The sequence below is a fragment of the Arthrobacter sp. NPDC058127 genome (genome assembly GCF_042884555.1).
Taxonomy (GTDB): domain Bacteria; phylum Actinomycetota; class Actinomycetes; order Actinomycetales; family Micrococcaceae; genus Arthrobacter.
In genome coordinates, this window is the sequence record NZ_JBHVTT010000021.1 from 38,944 (window position 1) to 53,628 (window position 14,685).

At 64.3% G+C, this 14,685-nt stretch carries 17 protein-coding genes; 7 read left to right on the forward strand and 10 right to left on the reverse strand.

Annotation, left to right across the window (positions count from 1 at the left end; translation table 11 throughout):
• Nucleotides 1-48 precede the first annotated feature (48 nt).
• The 6 genes from ACFVTG_RS21040 (at nucleotide 49) to ACFVTG_RS21065 (ending at nucleotide 4,576) form a co-directional block, all read left to right on the forward strand.
• Nucleotides 49-708, forward strand: a complete 660-nt coding sequence (locus ACFVTG_RS21040) for a hypothetical protein (RefSeq protein ID WP_390282770.1) — start codon at nucleotides 49-51, stop codon at nucleotides 706-708.
• 3 nt (nucleotides 709-711) lie between these two features.
• Nucleotides 712-1,959 carry a low temperature requirement protein A gene (locus ACFVTG_RS21045; RefSeq protein WP_390282771.1) on the forward strand — a complete coding sequence of 416 codons (1,248 nt, stop codon included), beginning with the start codon at nucleotides 712-714 and terminating at the stop codon, nucleotides 1,957-1,959.
• 217 nt (nucleotides 1,960-2,176) lie between these two features.
• Nucleotides 2,177-2,410: a helix-turn-helix transcriptional regulator gene (locus ACFVTG_RS21050; RefSeq protein WP_390282772.1), complete on the forward strand. Its 234-nt coding sequence runs from the start codon at nucleotides 2,177-2,179 to the stop codon at nucleotides 2,408-2,410.
• Nucleotides 2,407-3,618, forward strand: a complete 1,212-nt coding sequence (locus ACFVTG_RS21055; protein ID WP_390282773.1) for a type II toxin-antitoxin system HipA family toxin — start codon at nucleotides 2,407-2,409, stop codon at nucleotides 3,616-3,618. The genes ACFVTG_RS21050 and ACFVTG_RS21055 overlap by 4 nt, the downstream gene beginning before the upstream one ends.
• Nucleotides 3,619-3,791: 173 nt before the next feature.
• The gene (locus tag ACFVTG_RS21060) at nucleotides 3,792-3,938 is read left to right on the forward strand and encodes a lmo0937 family membrane protein (RefSeq protein ID WP_284755784.1); all 147 of its coding nucleotides are present in this window, start codon (nucleotides 3,792-3,794) and stop codon (nucleotides 3,936-3,938) included.
• A gap of 95 nt (nucleotides 3,939-4,033) precedes the next feature.
• Nucleotides 4,034-4,576 (forward strand): DUF1003 domain-containing protein, encoded by a 543-nt coding sequence (locus ACFVTG_RS21065; protein ID WP_284755785.1) that lies wholly within the window; start codon nucleotides 4,034-4,036, stop codon nucleotides 4,574-4,576.
• Between the two features lie 27 nt (nucleotides 4,577-4,603).
• Here the strand turns inward: ACFVTG_RS21065 and ACFVTG_RS21070 are convergent, their stop codons facing one another.
• From ACFVTG_RS21070 to gluQRS, 4 genes are all read right to left on the reverse strand, one after another.
• Nucleotides 4,604-5,104, reverse strand: coding sequence for an HD domain-containing protein (locus ACFVTG_RS21070; protein WP_284755791.1), 501 nt, complete (start codon nucleotides 5,102-5,104; stop codon nucleotides 4,604-4,606).
• Nucleotides 5,105-5,124: 20 nt separating this feature from the next.
• Nucleotides 5,125-6,264, reverse strand: coding sequence for a serine hydrolase domain-containing protein (locus ACFVTG_RS21075; RefSeq protein ID WP_390282774.1), 1,140 nt, complete (start codon nucleotides 6,262-6,264; stop codon nucleotides 5,125-5,127).
• A gap of 147 nt (nucleotides 6,265-6,411) precedes the next feature.
• Entirely contained in the window at nucleotides 6,412-7,458 is a 1,047-nt protein-coding gene (locus tag ACFVTG_RS21080) for an NADP-dependent oxidoreductase (protein ID WP_390282775.1), read from the reverse strand.
• Nucleotides 7,459-8,367, reverse strand: a complete 909-nt coding sequence (gene gluQRS, locus ACFVTG_RS21085) for a tRNA glutamyl-Q(34) synthetase GluQRS (RefSeq protein WP_390282776.1) — start codon at nucleotides 8,365-8,367, stop codon at nucleotides 7,459-7,461.
• Nucleotides 8,368-8,468: 101 nt separating this feature from the next.
• Here gluQRS and ACFVTG_RS21090 point away from each other — a divergent pair, with 101 nt between their 5' ends.
• The gene (locus ACFVTG_RS21090) at nucleotides 8,469-8,693 is read left to right on the forward strand and encodes a cold shock domain-containing protein (RefSeq protein WP_284756049.1); all 225 of its coding nucleotides are present in this window, start codon (nucleotides 8,469-8,471) and stop codon (nucleotides 8,691-8,693) included.
• A gap of 334 nt (nucleotides 8,694-9,027) precedes the next feature.
• Here ACFVTG_RS21090 and ACFVTG_RS21095 read toward each other — a convergent pair whose 3' ends face one another.
• The 6 genes from ACFVTG_RS21095 to ACFVTG_RS21120 all read right to left on the reverse strand — a co-directional run bounded on the left by ACFVTG_RS21095 (nucleotide 9,028) and on the right by ACFVTG_RS21120 (nucleotide 14,579).
• Nucleotides 9,028-9,618, reverse strand: coding sequence for a TetR/AcrR family transcriptional regulator (locus ACFVTG_RS21095; RefSeq protein WP_268020064.1), 591 nt, complete (start codon nucleotides 9,616-9,618; stop codon nucleotides 9,028-9,030).
• Between the two features lie 74 nt (nucleotides 9,619-9,692).
• Nucleotides 9,693-10,862 (reverse strand): pyridoxal phosphate-dependent aminotransferase, encoded by a 1,170-nt coding sequence (locus ACFVTG_RS21100; protein WP_390282777.1) that lies wholly within the window; start codon nucleotides 10,860-10,862, stop codon nucleotides 9,693-9,695.
• A 104-nt stretch (nucleotides 10,863-10,966) separates the two neighbouring features.
• Nucleotides 10,967-11,779, reverse strand: a complete 813-nt coding sequence (locus tag ACFVTG_RS21105; RefSeq protein WP_390282778.1) for an SDR family oxidoreductase — start codon at nucleotides 11,777-11,779, stop codon at nucleotides 10,967-10,969.
• Between the two features lie 111 nt (nucleotides 11,780-11,890).
• Nucleotides 11,891-12,931 (reverse strand): biotin-dependent carboxyltransferase family protein, encoded by a 1,041-nt coding sequence (locus tag ACFVTG_RS21110; protein WP_390282779.1) that lies wholly within the window; start codon nucleotides 12,929-12,931, stop codon nucleotides 11,891-11,893.
• Nucleotides 12,918-13,727: a carboxyltransferase domain-containing protein gene (locus ACFVTG_RS21115; RefSeq protein WP_390282780.1), complete on the reverse strand. Its 810-nt coding sequence runs from the start codon at nucleotides 13,725-13,727 to the stop codon at nucleotides 12,918-12,920. The genes ACFVTG_RS21110 and ACFVTG_RS21115 overlap by 14 nt, the downstream gene beginning before the upstream one ends.
• 48 nt (nucleotides 13,728-13,775) lie before the next feature.
• Nucleotides 13,776-14,579 (reverse strand): LamB/YcsF family protein, encoded by an 804-nt coding sequence (locus ACFVTG_RS21120; protein ID WP_390282781.1) that lies wholly within the window; start codon nucleotides 14,577-14,579, stop codon nucleotides 13,776-13,778.
• Between the last annotated feature and the right edge of the window lie 106 nt (nucleotides 14,580-14,685).

Consider the following 14,685-nt stretch of genomic DNA (forward strand, 5'->3'; position numbering starts at 1 on the left):
GGCCCCGGGATGGGCGCTAAGTGACCCCGCGTTGGAAGAGGAGGAACCGTGAACCTGTTTCTGACAATCCTGAGCGGGGTCGCCTGGACGACGGTCTACATTTGCGCGATCCGGATCGGGTTTCGCGACAAGACATATGCCATCCCGGCGGCGGCGCTGGGCCTGAACTTCGCGTGGGAGGTCATCTACGCGGTGCATTCGCTCAGCACGAGGCTCTCCGTGCAGGGCGTCATCAACATTGCCTGGGCGTTGGCCGACGTCGCCATTGTGTACACGTTCTTCGTGTTCGGCAGGCGGGAACTTCCCGGATTTGTCACGCGGCCGCTGTTCATCGGATGGGCGGTTCTGCTGGGCCTGGCCTCGTTCGCTGTGCAGTGGCTCTTCATCACCGAGTTCGATTGGGATCCCGCATCCCGGTACGCGGCTTTTCTGCAGAATCTCCTGATGTCCGGGCTATTCATTGCCATGTTCGCGGCCCGGCGGGGCTTGCGAGGCCAATCCATGGTGATCGCCGTCGCGAAATGGATCGGAACGCTTGCGCCCACCATCACCTTCGGGGTCCTCGAGAATTCACTGTTCATCCTGGGCATCGGCGTCCTCTGCAGCATTTTCGACCTGAGCTATATCGGGCTGCTGTTATGGGCGAAGAGAAACCCGGCCGCCCTCTCGCGGGATCGGGACTCGGGGGGCCTCCCGGCGGTACCCTGAACCATGTCCATGAATCCATTGCGCCATGCACTGTCGCGCATGGGCGGGCGCGATCCCCTGGAGCTGAATCGCACAGCCACGCCCTTGGAACTCTTCTTTGATTTGACGTTCGTTATCGCCTTTGGGGTTGCCGGCAGCCAGTTCGCGCATGAGCTGGCCGAGGCCCGTTTCGGCTCCGGGTTGATGGGCTTCACCTTCGCAATGTTCGCCGTCATGTGGGCCTGGATCAATTTCTCGTGGTTTGCCAGCGCCTACGACACTGACGACTGGGTGTTCCGCGTTGTCACCATGGTGCAGATGGTGGGTGTACTCATCCTTGCCATGGGCATCGAACCGATGTTCCAATCCCTCGATGAGGGCCACCGCGTGGACAACTCCACCATGGTGCTGGGCTACATCATCATGCGGTTGGCGTTGGTGTTCCAGTGGCTGCGCGCCGCGAAGCAGGATCCGGAGCGCCGAAGTGCTTGCCTCACCTACGCGAAGTTCCTGGTGGTGGCGCAGATCGGCTGGGTGGTGGTGCTGATTGTCCACGCCGACATCCTGACGAACTTCCTCATGGCCGCCCCGCTTTTCCTGCTGGAAATGGCGACGCCGACAATCGCCGAGCGCAAAGCCAAGACACCGTGGCACGCACACCACATCGCGGAACGCTACGGACTTCTGGCCATCATCGCCCTGGGCGAGTGCCTGATCGGAGCCATTGAATCCCTTCGGGCGATCGTGGCCCTTCATGGCTGGTCCGTTGACGCCGCCCTCGTTGGCCTCGGCGGTACGGGGCTGGCCTTTGGAATGTGGTGGATCTACTTCATCCTTCCGTCCGGCCACGCCCTGCATCACCAGCGGCACCGGGCATTCGCCTTCGGATACGGCCACATGTTCATCTTCGGGTCGATCGCAGCCACCGGCGGTGGACTTCACGTGGCGGCCCTCTTCATCGATCATTCTGCCCACATCAGCGCCACCATTGTAGTGGCCACCATCGCCGTACCCGTGGCCCTGTTCAAGGTAGCCCTGAGTTCGCTGTACGGCTACCTGTTGGGTTTCGACCGCGCACTCCTCGGAGTCACGGCTCTCGTGGTCGTGTTGCTCTGCGGCAGTGTGGGCTTGGCCGCCCTGGACGTCTCTGTTCCTGTCTGCATGATGGTGATTGTGGCGGCGTTGGCTATCTCGATCGTGATCGACGAACGGCGCGGGGCCGCACGCCGGGAAGCAGCCCTGGAAAGGCTGAGGGCACACCCGGCCACCTAGGCGAATTCGTGGGTCTGGGCTCGGGACCGCTGTACCGGCGGCACGCAGCGGACGGCCCGCACGCACGATGTCGCGGCGGGCTCACCGGCACGAACGTACCGATTCCCTGCCGCCAATCCTTGATTCGCCTCCCAAGTAAGCGGAAAATGATGAAACCGGCACGAACGTACCGGACACGCACAACGCGGATGCCCACAGAACACAACGAAGGATGGACATGTCCCCCTGGGAATTTACCGAGTCCCTCGGAGCCAAGGTACGTGCCCGCCGCGTTTCCCTCAGCCTGAGCCAGTCCGACCTCGCAGACCTCGCAGGAGTCTCGGAACGATTCGTCCGCTTCGTGGAGCAGGGGAAGACCACGGTCCAATTGGAGCCACTCCTCGCGGTCCTCGGCACACTGGGCCTTGAGCTCAAAGTGCAACCCGCGGGCAAGCAATCCAGCCAGTCATGACCTTCCACCGCATCGCCGACGTTTACAAGCAGGGCGTCCTGGCGGCGCGCATCGAGCGGCATGAAGGCGGCACCAAGTTCAGCTACTTGCCGCGGTACCTCGAATCAGGCGGTCCGGCCGTTGCCACTACGCTCCCATTGACAAATGAAGCAGTGTTCACCCCGAGCGGCGCGGTTCCGCCCTACTTCACGGGTCTCCTCCCGGAAGGCCGCCGCCTGAATTCCCTGCGCCGGGCGGTCAAGGCCAGCGCCGACGACGAGCTCGCGCTCCTCATGGGCGCGGGCGGGGACGCCGTGGGCGATGTCCAGACGGTCCCCCACGGCGAGCCGCCCACGGAAGGAGGCTCCGCCGTCGTGCTCGACTCGAAGCTGCCGCTCGACTTCGACGCTCTGCTCGGCGATTCGGGCCTTATCGATCCTGTGGCGTTGGCGGGTGTGCAGGACAAGTTGTCGGCCGGGATGATTTCGCTTCCGGTGGCGCAAGCGGGCAAGCGCTTCATCCTCAAACTCAATGCGCCCGAGTTCCCGTTCGTGGTGGAAAACGAGTTCCTCATGTTCCGTTTTGCGCGCAAGCTCCGGATCCCGGTGAGTAGCGTGCAGTTGGTGCACGACGTCGGCGGGCGAGCCGGGCTGCTCGTCGAGCGTTTCGATCGCCTCACCGGAGCCGACGGCACTCCCGTGCGTCTCGCCGTCGAGGACGGCGCCCAAGTGTTGGGACTCTATCCTGCGGACAAGTACAGCGTGCCGTTCGGCGAGGTTTGCGCGGCTTTGGCGGCGCATTGTTCCGCGCCGCTGCCGGCCTTGCGGAACCTGGCCATCCAACTGGCTTTCGCTTGGCTCAGCGGCAACGGCGACCTCCACGCGAAAAACGTGTCCATGCTTCAGTCGCAGGCAGGGGTTCAGTCGCCGCAGGGCGAGTACACCATCGCCCCGGTCTACGACATCCCCTCCACGGTGGTCTATGGGGACAAGACGCTCGCGCTCGGAATCGGCGGCAAGAAGAGCGGAATCTCCCGAAAGCACTTCCTTGCCTGGGCCGGGAAGCTCGGACTGACGGAGCGCGCAGCGGAGGGAGTTTTGGGACTCGCGCTCAAGGCTTCGGGACCGCTCATCGCAGAGCTCGACGCCGGCGCCTCGCCTTTCGGGGCGGTGCAGACAAGGGACTGGATCAAGGAGCTAAAGCATCGGCGAAGGCTGATGGGCGGGTAACTTTCCCTGCACCAGGGGTCAAAGCGGCAGTTGAACTATCGCTTATTGCGTACCCGTTAACACCAGCCCGATCGTGGCATAAAGTAAGGGCACCAAACGATATCTGCGTGGGTCGCGGAGCGGCCTGGCGCAGAATCAGCATTTGCATCCGCAGACTAACAAGGGAGACCCTCATGTTGCTTTGGATAGCCATCATTATCGCTGTTCTCTGGCTTCTCGGATTGATTGGCAACATCGGCGGCGGGTTCATCCACCTGCTTTTGGTTGTTGCGGTGATCGTCCTGATTTTCCACTTCCTCCGTGGAAGATCCCGCGTGTAAATATCAACCGTTCAATCCAAGGTTCACCCGCATGGCGACGCTAGGCTCGCTCTCAGAGGCGAGACGGGCTCGCCGCGAGCCAAGGGATTGAACGTATGGCACAGCAGGCCGGACACCAATCGACATCCACGACGGGCGCTCTTCCGCATTCGCGCTCTTATCTGAGACCTACGCGGTTGCTCTCCCAAAGCGAGCGTTCAAAGCTCCACCCATCCGTCCTGGCAGAGGCCGAGCGCCGGGCCGCAAGCATTCAGCTTCGAGTCGCGGACGCAATCACGGCCTTCGCCGGATCGATGAACTTCGTCTACCTGCACATTTTGCTTTTCGCCGTGTGGATGCTCGTGTTCGAGCAGAGTCCGTGGCCGACGTTGACCCTGATCGTCTCGCTCGAAGCGATCTTCCTCTCGACCTTCGTCATGATCGGACAGAACCGTCAAGCGGCTTTCCAGCAAGTGAAGGCGGACCATGACTACAACGCCCAGGAGCAGCTGCTCGAGGAGAACACCGAGCTGACGCGTGCGATTCACGAGCTCACCGCCCAGATCCACCAGCGGGTCCTCGCGGAGGTCACCGCGCCCACCGCGCGAGAGGCGGTTGCCGCTGCCAACCCGCGGCCGGATGACCCGACGAAACCGTAGGCAGGTGGGACCTACCGGGTCGAACTGCTAGTCCGCCAACTGATCCAGCTCGTACAGCAGATCCGTGTTGATGCGCTCCACGATCAAGTGGCTTTCGCCCCGGGGCACCGCCTTGTAGAGCACTTTCCGGGCGTCCGCGTAGCGCGTGGGCGACACTTTGTCTGGCCACTTCTCCGCAAATGCCTGTACGCGCTCCGGCAAGGAGTTGTGGGCATTGCAGGCGATCTTGACCAAGGTGGCATCGTGGTCCTGCGCGATATGCAGAATGACGGCCTCATCGTTAGCCGGGTCGTCCTGGAAGCGGCGCGTCACGCGTTCGATGATTTCTACGGCGCGTTCGGAAACGCCCATGTCCAGCAATGCTTGTTTGGTGATGGGCGTGTCCTTGGCGATGTCGTGCAGGTAGCCGGCGATCCGGATATCGTCATCGAAATCGGCAAGCGCATCTCCGACCGCCATCACGTGCTCACTGTGCGGCCGTTTCAGTTTGTCCTTCTGGCGGTTGTGCGCCACCCCGGCAAGGACCATGGCTGTTTCAACAGTGAAGGTCACTTTTCATCCTTCTGCGCCAGTTCGGTGACTGCCTTCCGCACGGCGGCGCTCAGCTCGAGGTTGCGGCATCCTGCTCCACCCGGCTCGGCCTGTTGCGGCACGTATCCGAAGGCGAGTTCATACACAGGGTCAGCGAACCCCAAAGATGCGCTGGCGCCGTCGTGCCCGAACGCCCGGTAGCTGCCGTAAGGCGAGCGTGCATGCGATTTCATGAACACCGTCCCAAAGCAACTGGTCTCGCCGAACACGCGGTCGATGCCGAAGACCTGCTCGGCCGAGACGGCCTGGATGGTCTCTTCGCTCAGGAGGGGCGCGACGGCGGGTCGGTCGCCGTCGGGGCCAAGTCCGGTGAGTGCCGCAGCGTAGACGCGGGCCATGCCTTCGGCGCTGGCGACCCCGGCGGCGGAACTCAGGCCGGCTGCGCGGACCTCGCGGATATTAGGCAGGTCAAGGATGTCCCCCACCGCAGAGTTTGCCGAAAGGCCGAAATGGCTCGCGGGATCAATCCACGGCTGGGAGGGGTCCTCGGCCCAACGGAGGGTGGCGTAGCGAGGCTCCTCTGACTCAGGCAGCCCCAGGAAGAACTGGGCGCCCGTGACCGAGCGGATGCGTTGTTCGTAGATTTCCTGGAGGGTGGACCCGGTGATCCTGCGGCAAAGCTCCTCCATGAAGACGCCGATGGTCAGGGCGTGGTATCCGAAGGCGGCCCCGGGTTTCCAGAGCGGCCGCATCTGCGCGAGTTTGGCGGCGGCCAGCTCGGAGTTGTTGTACTCCGCCAGGGTGAGTCCGCCTTCAACTCCCAGAAGCCCGGCCTGGTGGGAGAGCAGCTGGGCCACGGTAATCGTGGCCTTTCCTTCGGCGCCGAATTCCGGCCAATACTTGACCACTTCGGCGTCGAGGTCCAGGAAGCCGTCCTGGATCAAAAGTGCGATGACCAGCCCGGACACTCCCTTGGAGCAGGAGAAGACACCGGTTACGGAATCCGGGCGGCGGTGCGGCCCGCCGCTGATGTCCAATACCTTGACTCCGCGGTGGTAGGCCGCGAGCTGGGCTGAATATTCCGGGTCCTCGCTGAGGAAACGGCCAAAGAGTTCGGCTACCGGTTCGAATCCAGGGGCAATCGTCTGTGCATCCACCCGGACAGCCTAATCCCTTCTGCCCCCTAACCTCGCTACACTCGGCCAGGGAACCCGGCAGAATGGGCCCACCTTCTACCCCCTAACCTCGCTACACTCGGCCAGGGAACCCGGCAGAATGGGCCCACCTTCTGCCCCCTAACCTCGCTACACTCGGCCAGGGAACCCGACAGAATGGGCCCAGCCGGGAGTGTCCATGGTCACCACGATCTTGCCCTTGGCGCGTCCTTGCTCCAGCGCGGCGAAAGCGTCGGCGATCTTTTCGAGCGGATAGCTGCTGTCCACCACGGGTTGCAGTTTCCCTTCGGAAACCAGGCGGGACAGGAATTTCAAGTCCTCGCCGCTGGGGTGCATGAAGAGGTAACGGTACCGCACGTTGGCTTCACTGGCACGGCTCCGGATTCGGAGGCTGATTGCCCAGAACAGCGCGGTCATCCAGGCCGGAGCCGCAAGGTCTTTCAGGGCCGTCTGCGGTTCGGGCATCCCGGCGATGCTGACCACCTTCGAGCCCGGCTTGAGGATCTTGAACGTCTGGTCCAGCGTCTCGCCGCCCACGAGGTCCAGCGCGGCATCGAAGCCGCTGAGCACTTCGGCCAGGTTTTCCTTCGTGTAGTCGACGACGGCGTCCGCCCCGAGCCGCCGCACCAACTGTTCCCCACGGGGAGACGCGGTGGTGGTCACCTCGGCGCCAAAGTACTTGGCCAGCTGGATGGCGAGGGTTCCCACTCCGCCCGCGCCTCCGGAGATGAACAGCTTGGTCCCGGGCTTGATCTTGAGCTCGTCGCGCAATGCCTGCAGCGCGGTGAGGCCCGCCAAGGGAAGGCTCGCGGCCTCGGTGTAGCTGAGCGACCTTGGCATGAGCGCCACGAAATCCTCGTGGACGGCGGCGTGCTCGGCAAAGGCTCCCAGCAGCGTCTTGTCCACACGGGCAAACACCCGGTCTCCCGTGGCAAAGCGGGTGACATCCGGGCCAACAGCCTCCACGATCCCGGCCAGTTCGCTTCCGGCCACCAAGGGCAGCCTGGGCCTGGTAATCACCCGCACCGCACCTTCGCGCTGCTTGTAGTCCACAGGATTGAGCCCCGCAGCAAACACTCTGACCAGGACCTCGCCCGGACCGGCAATCGGCCTCGGGACGTCCTGCAGCTCCATTGCGTCGGCGCCGCCGTAGCGGGTCAGCACATAGGCGAGCACTTAGGCCCCTTTCCGGAGGGTTGATTGCTGAATGCCATTCCATATCCATGGCCCGCGTGGCAATCGGGCCGGATCAAATCTATCCAAGGCCTCGCCAAGCGGCCCTCCCGGCAAGCCGAGCGATTCCAGGATCACGTCCCGCACCTCCCCGGCGGACAGCCCGACGGCGGCAAGGTCGCCAAGCGTCACCGCACCGTCGCGTTTGGCCAGGCGGGCGCCGTCGCGATTCAGCACCAAGGGGACATGGGCATATTCCGGCACGGCTAAGACCAACAAGGAGGCCAAATAGGCTTGGCGGGGTGTGGAGGAAAGGAGGTCGTCTCCGCGGACCACTTGGTTCACGCCTTGCTCCGCGTCATCCACCACCACGGCCAAATTGTAGGCAGTGACGCCGTCGTTCCGCCGGAGCACAAAGTCATCCACGACGCCCGTGTATTGTCCGTGCAGCCCGTCCTCCACAGTCCATTCATGCGTATCGGCGCGGAGCCGGATGGCGGCCGGGCGTGAGGCCCGCCGGATCTCAAGCTCCGCCGTCGAAAGGTTCCTGCACGTCCCCGGGTAGGCGCCCTGTGGCGCGTGCGGGGCGGACGGCGCGTCCTGGATCTCGCGTCGCGTGCAGAAGCATTCATACGTCAGTCCGGCGTCGGTGAGCCGCGCGATCGCGTCGTTATACAGTCCGGAACGGTCCGTCTGGCGGACGACGGCGCCGTCCCACGTCACGCCGACGGCTTCGAGATCGCGGAGCTGGACTTCCTCGGCGCCGGCCCGCGCACGGTCGAGGTCCTCAACGCGCAGCAGGAAGGCGCGGCCCGTGGAACGAGCGAAGAGCCAGGCGAGCATGGCCGTGCGCAGATTGCCCACGTGAAGCTCGCCGGAGGGGCTCGGAGCGAAGCGGCCAGCGGAAGTCATGGCACAAGACTATGCGCCGCCGGGCGTGCCTGCAGGATTCAGGCGAGGTCGGGGCCGCTGGGAGAATTGGGTACCTTTAGTTTCCAAAGAGAGGACCAACATTGAGCTCAGCTCGAGTCAAGGCGACGGTTTCCTTCTGGAAAGCCGAAGAAGGTTGGGGGGAACTTATTCTTCCCGACGGGAAGAAATGCTTCGGACATTTCTCGGTCATCGAGCAATCAGGCGGATACAGGTCCCTCAATGCAGGCGATCTGGTGGAGGTCGAATGGACCGCCGCCTCCCAAGATGAATACGACTTTGTCGCGGTGTTGATTCAGCCTTTTTGAGAACACGACCCGGGCAGCACAAGAGCCCCCCAGCTACCGCAACGCATTCGGTGGCTCAGGGGCTCTTATGGTGGTGCCGGCCACCCTTCATGGCGACGCCGGCGGGGTGCGGAAAGACGATGCGTGAACAAGAGTCAATCAGCGGCTGCGTCTTTGCGGGACGGTGTTCCGGGTTGCCGGGTGGTGTGCCGGGGGATCCGTAGCCTGTGGGGTCCGGCGGTAGCCCTTCCCCTTGTTGCCACTATTTCAACAGGAACACTACAACTGGCGCAACGGACTCAACCGTCACTGGTCAATCTGACTAATTCTTTAGCGGAACATGAACAGGAGATGGTCACTTTGCCGAAGTTGGCTCGGCAGCGGCCCACGCGGCCATCGCTCCACGGAGCGCAGCACAAAGCTTGGTGGACACTTGGTCCTTGTCCAGGCCGACGGTGTTGAGCAGATCGAAAATTTCCCGGGGGTCGAAGAGGATGTTCCACAGGAACATGGCTTCGTCCCCCAGGGGCGGGAGGCCGAGTTCCTCACAGGCCTCGCGGAGTGGCCGCTCCAAAGCCTCGGCCTGGATGGTCAGGTAGTACGCGCCGGAGCGAAGACGGGCCAGGTACCCTTCGCCGGAACGGGTGTGGACCATGGAACCGCCGTGCTTGATGACGAGGCCCACCCAGTGCCGGCTGACGCTTTCCAGCAGTTCCACCCCGGACGTGGTCTGGGCAACGCTGAAATCGCGTAGCTTCTCGCCAACACCAAAACGGAACGCGGCCAGGACGTCCTCGACCGAGGCGAAATGCCGGTACGCCGTTGCGGGAGAGATCTCGGCTTCACGGGCGATGTCCGTCATACTCACCGGGCCCTTGGCCTTGGCGAAGAGCTTCCCGGCGGCCCGCACCAGCTGGCGGCGGTTGCGTTGGGTGTCGCTGCGCATGGGCGCCCCCTTCCGTGTCAGATTCCAGCGTAGCGCCTGAGCGGCGGGCGCTACGCTGGCCACGTCCGCGGCACTCACCGGAGCTCGGCCAATCCGGCGGCCAGCCGCTCCACACCGGCGGTAATCGCCCCGGAGCTGGCGGCGTAGGACAGGCGCAAGTGGAACTCGCCGTTCCGGCCGAATTCGCTGCCGGGACGGACGGCCACGCCGTGGTTGCGAAGGTGGGCCACCATCGCGGCCGCCGGCAGCTCGACGTCGTACTTGGGGAAAAGGTAGAACGCACCTTCCGGCGAGCTGACCGTAAGACCCGGAATCTGCTGGAGACCGTTGGCCATGAGCTCCCTGCGCAAGGCATAGGAGGCGTGCATGCGTTCGATGTCCGGTCCGCACGTCTTCAGGGCGGTCAGCGCCGCGTATTGCACGGCCTGGTTCATGGAGCCGTTGAAGGTGTTGTGAACCCGGGCGGCGGAGGCGATGACGTCGGACGGGCCCCAGAGGTAGCCGACGCGCCAGCCGGTCATGGCATAGCTCTTGGAGAAGGTCTGGCAGTAGATGGTCCGGCCGGCCAGCGCTTCGACTTCGAGCGCCGAGGTGAAGGGTTCGGGCGTGTAGACAAGATCGCTGTAAGCCTCGTCCGAGAGGATCAAGGTGTCGGTTCCGGCCACCATGTCGGCGAGGGCTTCAAGTTCGCGTCGGGAATGCACAATACCAGTGGGGTTGGAGGGGTTGCAGAAGACGAACATCTTGGCGCCTTCAAGCGCGGTGGCTAGTGCCTCGAGGTCCCAATGCAGGTCATCGGCAAGCGGCACCGGCACGGTGATGCCCCCGGCCATGCTGACGAGGTCCGCGTATAGGGAATAGGTGGGGTCCGGGATGACCACTTTGTCGCCCGGGTTGACGACGCCAAGGATCGCCGCGGACAAGCCGGCCGTGCCGCCTTGGGTAATGAGCACGTCGCCTGGGCTGGCCACTCCGCCGAGGAGCTGGCCGATACGGGCAGCCAGCTCCTCGCGAAGCACCAGCTCGCCGAGCAACGGCGAGTAGTGGGTGAAGCCGTCCTCGAGGGCACGGGCGGCTGCTGCTCGAACCTGGGCCGGGGTGTCGAAATCCGGCTCGCCCATCGCCAAGGAGACAAGGTCCCCCTTGGATTGGGGCTGCTGCACCCGCAGCGATGTGCGCTGGATGCGCTGCACCGCCTCGGAAGGCTGGAAATCGGCGACGGCGGTGGCTGGCTCGAGTGTCATGAGGGTCCTGATCTGGGTGGTTGCTTCGGGGGTGGTTGTTCTAGGGGCGCGCGACGCGAGGCCTGCTGGCGACGCAGCGGAGGGCGCGTAGAGCCTGCGGGGTTTCATCGCTGCGGCGCCTGGCCTGCGGGAGCCTCATCGGCAGGGGCTCCTGCCCAGCGGCTGATCTCGATGTCGCCGGAGGTATCCCGCTGGATCGTGGGGGCGATGACGAGTTCCTGGACCACGGTGCGCTGGGGCAGCGTGGCCACGAGGTGGATGGCTCGGGCCACGTCCTCGGGCTGCACCATGGCATCGCGCTCCTCTGCGCGGGGCGGGCGGGCGCGGTTGTCCAGGATGGGCGTCGCGGTTTCACCGGGCAGGATGGTCACCGCACGCAGCCCGTCGTTGCGGAAGGTGTTGTGGAGGTACGTCATGAAGTTCCGGACCGCAGCCTTGGCAGCGCCGTATGCGGCGCCACCGAGAAGGTTCGGATTCACTGCGGCGAGCGAGGAGACCGTGATGATGGTTCCGGTCTTGCGGGCCAGCATGTCCGGAAGGACCGCTTGGCTGAGCAGGTAGACGGCGTTGAGGTTGACGTCCAGGACGTCATTCCACTCCTGCTGGCTGATCCAGCGGACGTTGAGGACCTTGCTGGAGCTACCCGCATTGTTGACGAGGATGTCGACTTGGCCCAGATTCCCGTGGATCCACTCCAGCAGCGCATCTACATCTTCCTTGGAGGTGATGTCCGCGGCCCGGGCAATGGCGCGGCCACCGTCGGCGACGATTTCCGCGGCGAGTTCCTGCAGGACGTCTTCACGCCGCCCCACCAGCACCACTGCGGCCCCCTCGGCTGCCAGCAGGGCCGCCGTCGAGCGTCCCATGCCCGTACCGGCGCCGGTGATAATCGCGAGCTTGCCGTCCAGAAGTCCCATGGTTTCAGTTCCTTGCGTTTTTAGTGTGAGTCATTTGAGATGCCGATCACATATGAGAAGAGTTTCTCATTTTAGAGAATGATGGTCAAGTGTTTTCGCACGGCCGATGGGTCACGCCGCAGCGGGACTCGGCGAGGAGGCCGCCGCAAAGCTTGCGGCGACAGGAAGCCCGACGGCGGCAAACAGTGCGTGCACGTGCTCTTCCAGATTCACCAAACCGCGCTGCTGTTCCCGGTATTGCTCCACTGCTTGCTCGTTGCCGATCCAGCGGAAGCTCATCTTCCGGCCGGGGCTGGCCTGGCCCAACATGGACAAGGAAGCCTTGGCTGCCACTGCGACGATCGGGTAGCCCGCGGTCAACGTCCTTGAGCGGCCCAGGATGATGAGTTCGTCGCCATGCGGGATTTCGAATGCGCCGATGGGGACCCCATGGGACACGATTTCCCCGAGCCCTTCGGGATGCACAACCGGGCCGTCCAAACGCAGGCCCACGTGGTTGGATTTGGCGCCTACCGTGTAGTGGCTGGAGCTGAGCAATTTCCGGATGCCCGGCGTCCTGTCCGTTTCGGGACCGACGACGACGTCGATGGTCCACACGTCCGGGCTGAAGTCCGGCAGGGGAACTGGAAGCCGGAACAGGGGCTGGGTCAGGAACGGGTGTGTGAATCCGCGGTACCGGCTGTGCAGGGTGAGCGTCTGGCCTGGGGCGAGCTGTTGTGGGAAGCCCATGCGGGATTCCGGCGCTGCGCTGCCCATGAAGCGGGCAGTTTCCAGCTCCCCGCTGAAGGCCAGGTAATTCCGCATGCCACCGCTGGCCTTGGCAATCACAACTCGGGCTCCGGCGGGGAGGCAAAGCGGCTCCCACAACCCCACCGGATCCCCGTTGACCGTGACCTCGGCCGGGACCCCGGTCACAGCGCACATCACGTCATGTGTGGCTGTGAAGGCGAAACGTCCTCCCATGATTTCCAGGCACGCGGCCTTACGGCTGTTTCCGACCAGGATGTTGGCGACCGCCGCGGAGTACTGGTCAGCCGCGCCTCCGCAGGGGACTCCCATGAATTCGGAATTCTCGCGGCCCAGGTCCTGGAACGTGGACAGCCAACCGGCCTCGCTTACTTTGATGCTGATGGCGTGTTCAGGGAAGGTCACTATTGCCCCCTTCAGCGCCGTTCCAGCCAGTGCCGTCAGAGGCGACGCCTTCCGGGGTGGCCCTCAGGAATTGCCCTTCAAGCCGCGACCATTCACTCTCCGGCACCACGTCGAAACGCACCAGATCCCCCGGTTTGTAGGACGTCGCGGGATCTTCCCGGATGTCGCAAATGGTGAGCGGCGTCCGGCCGATCACCTTCCAGCCGCTCGGTCCGGGGAACGGCTGGATGATGGCGTTGGTACCGGCCACCATGACAGACCCGGGCTCCACGTTGGTCCGAGGCTCGACGCAGCGGCTGACCTGGCCAGGGAATTGCACACCGCCCATCATGGGGGCCATGGCCGCGGCCAACAGGTTGATGGTCAGCACCGAGGACTGGAACTGCTGCAGCATTGCTTCCGGGCGCAGGCCCAACTCCTCGGCCACATCCTGAAGGTCCGGGGAGAATTCCTCGCCGACCACCATCGGGATGACAAAAAGTGCTTGGGAAGCACTGGGAGCACCCGGTTCCAGGCCGCTACCGGCAACCGCCAGGCGGATGGTCTGGGCCAATTGTTCGTGGGTCACAGCCAGGCAATCGAACTCGACCAACAGGGACTCAACGCCGGCCACGATGTCCAGCACCCCGTACGGCCGAACCTCCAGCAGCACGTCGCGGAGCCGGCGGCCCGCCGCCCGGCGGAAGTCGCCGTCGTCGTTCTTGACCCGGAGCATGAGGGCTGAGTCGCCGAACGGCTCGGCTTCCAGTTCGGGCGGGTGGTGCAGCCGCTCCGCGGGTGCTGTGTGGGTGGTCATGAGTCCTGCTCGGTGGTGCGGGTGATGGATCCGGGTTGCTGCTCAGCTTCAGACCGTGGCGAGCCGGGCCTTTTCGGCGAGGACTTCCTGTAGCCCGGCGGCTTTGATGCCTGCCTTGTCGAGGGCCGCACGCAGGGCCGTGCCGTTCTGGAGGACCTGCGGGTGGTCGCCGTGGAGGAGGACGACGTCGGCATCGTGGCCCAGCGGGACCACCTTGCCGGTGACGGCGCGGACGGTTCCTTCGGTCACCACCTGAACCACGCGGCGGCCGATTTCCTCGGGGTCGTGAAGGAGTGCGCCTTCGCTGTTGCGGGAGACCGGCATGCCGTCTTCTCCGTAGCCACGGTCCGCGAGGAAGACATAGCCAACCTGAAGGCCGCGTTTGCGGGATTCATCGGCCAAAAGACCGTTCTGGCAGATCACGATGTAAGAGGGGTCGTAGGCCTTGATGGCGTCCGTGATGGCCCGGGCGTGCTTGGTGTCGGTCTGGGCGATGCTGCCCATGCGCCCGTGCGGTGCCACGTGGCTGATCTTGCCGCCGTGGATGCGGGCGAACGCGTCCAGGGCGCCGATTTGATAGAGGACGTCGGTGCGGATTTCTTCTTCGCTGGCTTCGATGAGGCGGCGGCCGAAGCCCACCAGGTCCGGATATCCGGGGTGGGCGCCGAGTTCGATGCCGCGCTCCACGCAGGCCTTGACGGTGGCATCCATGACCCTCGGATCGCCGGCGTGGAAGCCGCAGGCGATGTTGGAGGCGGTGACGAGGCCGAGCAGGGCGTCGTCGTCGCCGATCGTGTAGTTGCCATAGCTTTCGCCGAGGTCTGCGACGACGGCGACTGAATTGATGCTCAAGGTGACTCCTGCTTCTGTTCCTGGTTAGGAGGTTCTGTTGTCTTGCTTGGTGTTCGACGGCGGCGGCTGCCGTTTCGCTGGCGGGCGGCCGCCGCCGTCGGGGTTC